The 5,299-nt window shown below is 56.3% G+C and carries 4 protein-coding genes; all 4 read left to right on the top strand.

Translation table 11 applies throughout. The annotated features are described in order from the left end of the window. Positions 1-181 precede the first annotated feature (181 nt). On the top strand, positions 182-622 hold the full coding sequence (locus AC0KVQ_RS16115) for an RbsD/FucU family protein (protein ID WP_473422211.1): 441 nt from the start codon (positions 182-184) through the stop codon (positions 620-622). A 230-nt stretch (positions 623-852) separates the two neighbouring features. Further along, positions 853-2,442, top strand: a complete 1,590-nt coding sequence (locus tag AC0KVQ_RS16110; RefSeq protein ID WP_473422210.1) for an FGGY-family carbohydrate kinase — start codon at positions 853-855, stop codon at positions 2,440-2,442. A gap of 37 nt (positions 2,443-2,479) precedes the next feature. Beyond that, complete coding sequence (locus tag AC0KVQ_RS16105) at positions 2,480-4,129, top strand: hypothetical protein (protein WP_473422209.1); 1,650 nt, start codon at positions 2,480-2,482, stop codon at positions 4,127-4,129. Positions 4,130-4,185: 56 nt separating this feature from the next. Further along, on the top strand, positions 4,186-5,115 hold the full coding sequence (locus AC0KVQ_RS16100) for a dihydrodipicolinate synthase family protein (protein WP_473422207.1): 930 nt from the start codon (positions 4,186-4,188) through the stop codon (positions 5,113-5,115). Positions 5,116-5,299: the final 184 nt, after the last annotated feature.

The raw sequence follows: 5,299 nt of genomic DNA, 5'->3' as shown, positions 1-5,299 counted from the left end.
CAAGCACTACATCAACGAGTATGGCGACGACATGCCCGAGGTGAAGGACTGGGTCTGGCCGTATCAGAAGTGAGGCTTGGTGCCGTGCAGGCCAGAGGTCGCTTCATGTGAAGCAGATAGACGGCGTCATTGAAACCACTATTGCCCTCTCCCGTTTCGGGAGAGGGCAGGGAGAGAGGAAATGCTGAAAGGAATCAATCCATTAATCACGGCAGAGCTGCTCTGGGTTATGCAATCGATGGGGCATGGCGATACCTTGCTGATCGCTGACCGTAATTTCCCGGCACATTCCGTGGCGACCGAAACGGTGACCGGGCGGTTGATCGAAATGCCGGGCGTGCTGGTGCCGCAGGCGCTGGAAGCTATCCTGTCCCTGTTCCCGCTGGATACGTTTGTTGAGCATCCCATCATCCGGATGGAACAAGACGGCTTTCCCGACCTGATGCTTTCCGGTCACGAGGAGGCGTTATCCCTTTGCCAAAAAACAGAAAATCGCCCAGTTGCGATGGGCAGTCTGGAGCGGCAGGCTTTCTATGCGGCATCGAAGCAATGCTACGCAGTGGTACGCACGTCCGAACATCGCCCCTATGTCAATCTGATCATCAAGAAGGGAACGATCTGATCCCGCGATAGGGGAAATATTGGTGCTGCGTCGAGAAATCAAGGCAATGGTTTTCAGTATTCCAAACCGATCAATGCCAGCCATGCTGGAGATTTGGCCACAATTTATGTCTTGATCAGTCCTTTCTCGCATGATTTTTATCAAATTTGGTAGTTGATGTGTTGCGGCTACATTTTTCATGTGCTAACTTCACGCAAAAGCTAACTCGAATCAGCAAATAGGAAAAACACATGGGTTCGCAAGTGTTTGTCGGTATTGATGTGGGGTCGGCCAGTGTTCGGGCCGGATTGTTTGACGCAGCAGGCAAGCGTCTGGCATTTGCGGTTCGCCCCATCCAGCAATTCCATCCCAAGTCCCTGTTCGTCGAGCAATCCTCGGCAGATATCTGGGCACAAACCTGTGCCGCCATGCGTGAAGCCGTTGCGGCTGCCGGCATCAATCCCGCTGATATTGTAGCCATTGGCGTGGATGCCACCTGTTCGCTGGTAGCGGTCAACGCCGAAGGCTTACCGGTTTCCGTGGCAGAAAACGGTGAATCCGATCACGACATCATCATGTGGATGGATCACCGCGCCGCCGAGGAAACCGCAGCCATCAACGCCACGCATGATCCTGCACTGGCCTATGTGGGTGGCGAAGTCAGCATCGAGATGGAGTTGCCTAAGGTCCTGTGGCTGAAAAAACACTTTCCGGAACGCTATGCCAAGGCCTGGCGCTTCTTTGATCTGGCCGATTACCTGGTCTGGCGCCTTACCCATGCAGATGTGGCCAGCGTATGTACCTTGACCTGCAAGTGGAATTACCTGGCGCATGAAAACCGTTTCAGCGAAAGCCTGCTCGATGCCGTGGGTCTGGATGACTTGCCGGGCAAGGTGCCGGCACGGGTGCTGCAACTCGGAGAGACGGCTGGCAGGCTGGGTTCGCAAGCCGCTGCAGAACTCAGCATTCCGGCTGGTGCAGTGGTTGCCAGCGGCATCATTGATGCCCATGCCGGCGGACTGGCACTGACCAGCACCGCGCCGGATGGCAGCCTCGCCATTATTGGCGGTACATCCAATTGCCACATGGTAGTGAGCCCCGATCCGGTGATGGTGCCCGGCGTATGGGGGCCATATTACGGCGCGATGTTGCCCGGCTACTGGCTCAACGAGGGGGGGCAGAGCGCGGCGGGTGCCTTGCTGGATTGGACCTTGCGTCAAAGCGATGCCTGGCCACTGCTCGAATCCACCGCACAACAGGAAAACCGTAATGTCTACGCCGTACTGAATGACTGGCTGGCCGATCTGGAGCGTCGTGAGCAATGGCCAACCCGCGATCTGCATGTGCTGGGCGATCATCATGGCAACCGTTCGCCACGTGCCAATCCGCATGCGCGCGGTGTCGTGGTGGGCCTGACACTCGAGCAGGGCAGGGATGCACTGGCACGGCTGTATCTCGCCACCTTGCAGGCGCTGGCTTATGGTACGCGCCACATCATCGACAGCATGAATACCGCAGGCCACAAGATCGAACGTCTCGTGATGTGTGGTGGTGGTACCAAAAATCCGTACTGGTTGCGCGAGCATGCCGATGCTACCGGCTGCACCATCCATCTGGTCAGCGAAGAGGATGCCGTCACCCTGGGCGCGGCACTGATGGGGGCGGTGGCCTGCGGCGCGTTTACCTCAATGCCTGCTGCTGCAGCCGAGATGGTCCGACCCGGTGGCCAGATTGCTGCGCGCCCTGCAACCAAAGCTTTCCACGATGCCAAATATGCGATTTACCTGCAGTTGTATGCCGATATGGAACGCTGCCGCACTGCCATGCAAGCCTGGCAGTAACGGTATTTATGATCAATAACCACAAAGGATGACACGAATGCTGACCCTGAATCTCCCGGCCGCCAAACCACTGATCCGCGCACAGAATAATGAAGTGCTGCTGGTCACCAATGCCGATCTGCGCGAATCGGCCAATGTCGAATGCTGGCCGGTGCAAAACAAGTTTGAAGCTAAACTCGAAGAGGCCTTGAGCCAGCGCTTTGGCTGTACCGCCAAGCGCGCGCATCTTTACAAAGGTGACAAGGGGCACGGTTTTATCAGCAGTCAGCGCGAAGGCAGCGATCTGTTTGCCACGATTGACCCGGAATCTCCGGTGATTGTGCTACTGACTGCCTGGCAATATTCGCACCATCTGGCACCGAGTCTGGCCAAGCATCGCGGACCGATCCTGTTGCTGGCCAATTTCGATGGCACTTGGCCGGGCCTGGTAGGCATGCTGTGCATGGCCGGTACGCTGACCAGCCTCGGCAAGGAATATTCGCGCTTGTGGTCGGCCAATTTCGATGATGCCTTCTTCTATAACGGGCTGGAATCTTGGCTCAAGACCGGCAAGATCGTGCACGACACCTCCTACCTGCAACCGGTTACGGCATCTCATCCGGCATCGGCAACGCCTGCATGGCAGATCGGCTGCAAGGTAGGTGAATACGTGTTGCAGCACAAGGAAATCATGGGGCTGTTCGACAGCTTCTGCATGGGCATGATCAATGGCGTGTTCCCGCAGAAAGCGCTGGTTGATATCGGCATGCCGATCGAAAGCCTGTCGCAATCGGCCCTGCTGGTTGAAATGGCCAAGGTGCCGCTCTCGCTGCGTGAAGAATGCCTGGCCTGGTACGAAGCGCAGGGCATGCAGTTCCAGTTTGGCACTGATCCGGCCTCTGAGTTGACGCGCGATCAGGTGCTGGAGCAATGCGCAATGCTGATTGCCATGGCGCGCTTTGTGCAGCGCTTTGGCCTGACTTCGGTGGGTGTGCAATATCAGCAAGGCCTGGCACATTCCTGCGCCGCTTCCGATTTCGCCGAAGGCGCGATTGGCTCGACTGCCCGTTTCCCGATTCCGGACGAAGCCGGCAATATCATCCGCGCCGGCAAGCCGATTCCGTGCGTCAACGAAGTCGACATGGGCACGGCCATTCCGCAAACCATGCTCTGGCGTTTGCTCGATTCACTCGGCTTGCCGGCCGAGACCACCTTGCACGATATCCGTTGGGGCAGCGAATACCAGGATACCTTCTACTGGGATTTCGAAATTTCCGGCTCGGTGCCATTTGAGCATATCAAGGGCGGCATTGCCGGGGCGACCGGATATCGCCAGCCAGCAATGTACTTCCCCAAGGGCGGCTCGACCATCGCCGGGCAGGGCAAGGCTGGATGCATCATCTGGGCACGCGCGCATTACGAAGGCACGCAGGTGCATATGCATATCGGCACGGGCCGGGCGGTGGAATTGCCTGCGGACGAGTTTGAGCGTCGCCGCAAGGCCACGACTTATCAATGGCCATTGCTCAATTGCACACTCGATGGCGTAGGTCGAGACGATCTGATGGCTGGGCACCAAAGCAATCACATTACCGTGGCTTATGTCGATGAAGCCCACTTGCAGGATGTGCTGCGTGCCTTTGTGGCACAAGCGCTGACGCAGGGCATCAAGGTGTGTGTTGCGGGCGATGCCGTAGCGCTGCTGTGAATTTTACGACGGGAAGTCTCGAGGACTTCCCGTGCACTCAAGGATGGTTTGTAGACATGGATCAACAGGATAAATATCGCGGTGTCTGGCCAGTCATGCTGACCCCGTTTGATGACAAGCGCGAGATCGACTGGGAATCGCTGAAAAAGCTGATCGACTGGTACATCAATGCCGGTGTGCATGGGCTGTTTGCCAATTGCCAGTCGAGCGAGATGTTTTATTTGTCTCAAGCTGAGTCGATGCAGCTAACCCGGTTTGTGCTGGATTACGTTGATGGCCGGGTACCGGTGGTGGCCTCCGGCCATACTGCCTGCGGCATATCGCAGCAGATCGACCAACTGGGTGTCATGGCGGAAACCGGTGTCGACAGCGTAATTTTGATCAGCAATCGCCTGGCCATGGCAGGCGAGGGCGATGCGGTGGTGCTGGATAATCTGCAAAAGATCACTGCAGCGATTACCGACAAGGTGGGCCTGGGGATCTATGAATGCCCCTATCCATACAAACGCTTGCTGTCGGATGAGGTCGTGAGTTGGTGCGCACAAAGCGGTCGCTACACCTTTATCAAGGATACCTGCTGCCAGATCGATACCATCCGCCGCCGCCTTGATCTGATCAAGGGCACGCCTTTGCATATCGCCAATGCCAACGGCCAGACACTGCTGGCATCGCTCCAGGCTGGCTGTCACGGGTATAGCGGGGTGATGACCAATTTCCATCCGGAACTTTACGTCTGGCTGTGCGAAAATTGGCAGTCCCAACCGGAAAAAGCCGAACTGGTATCGAATTTCATATCGACGGCCTCGCTGGTGGAATGCCTGGATTACCCGATCTGTGCCAAGGATTACCAGGTATCGATTGGCAATTTCAAATCTGTGGCAAGCCGGGTACGGGAAGCGGGCAATTACTATGCCGCACACTTCCAGGCCACCATGCAGCAGATGATGCAACTGGGGGAAAATATCAAAAAACAGATTATTTCGTAGTGGCTTATAGAAAAACATTCGAGTAATACATAAGATTTTCCGGTAGTGTAAATGCAGGGGCTTTCGAATTCTGATGGCTTCTGTTCCTGGCAGCAGGGCATGCAGCGCCCTGTCCAACGCGAAGTGGAGAAGGAGAAGTTGAGATGAAGAGAGGAATGCAGCAGGTATTCAAGGTAGCGGGTCT

The sequence above is a fragment of the Formivibrio sp. oc-25 genome (assembly GCF_055810895.1).
The sequence above is the reverse complement of the archived record's forward strand: the minus strand, read 5'-3'. Positions and strand labels throughout refer to the sequence as shown.

Excerpts from the sequence above, each read along its gene's own strand:
- AC0KVQ_RS16105 (WP_473422209.1), top strand. The coding sequence starts at position 2,480 with ATGCTGACCCTGAATCTCCCGGCCGCCAAACCACTGATCCGCGCACAG.
- AC0KVQ_RS16115 (WP_473422211.1), top strand. The coding sequence starts at position 182 with ATGCTGAAAGGAATCAATCCATTAATCACGGCAGAGCTGCTCTGGGTT.
- AC0KVQ_RS16110 (WP_473422210.1), top strand. The coding sequence starts at position 853 with ATGGGTTCGCAAGTGTTTGTCGGTATTGATGTGGGGTCGGCCAGTGTT.
- AC0KVQ_RS16100 (WP_473422207.1), top strand. The coding sequence starts at position 4,186 with ATGGATCAACAGGATAAATATCGCGGTGTCTGGCCAGTCATGCTGACC.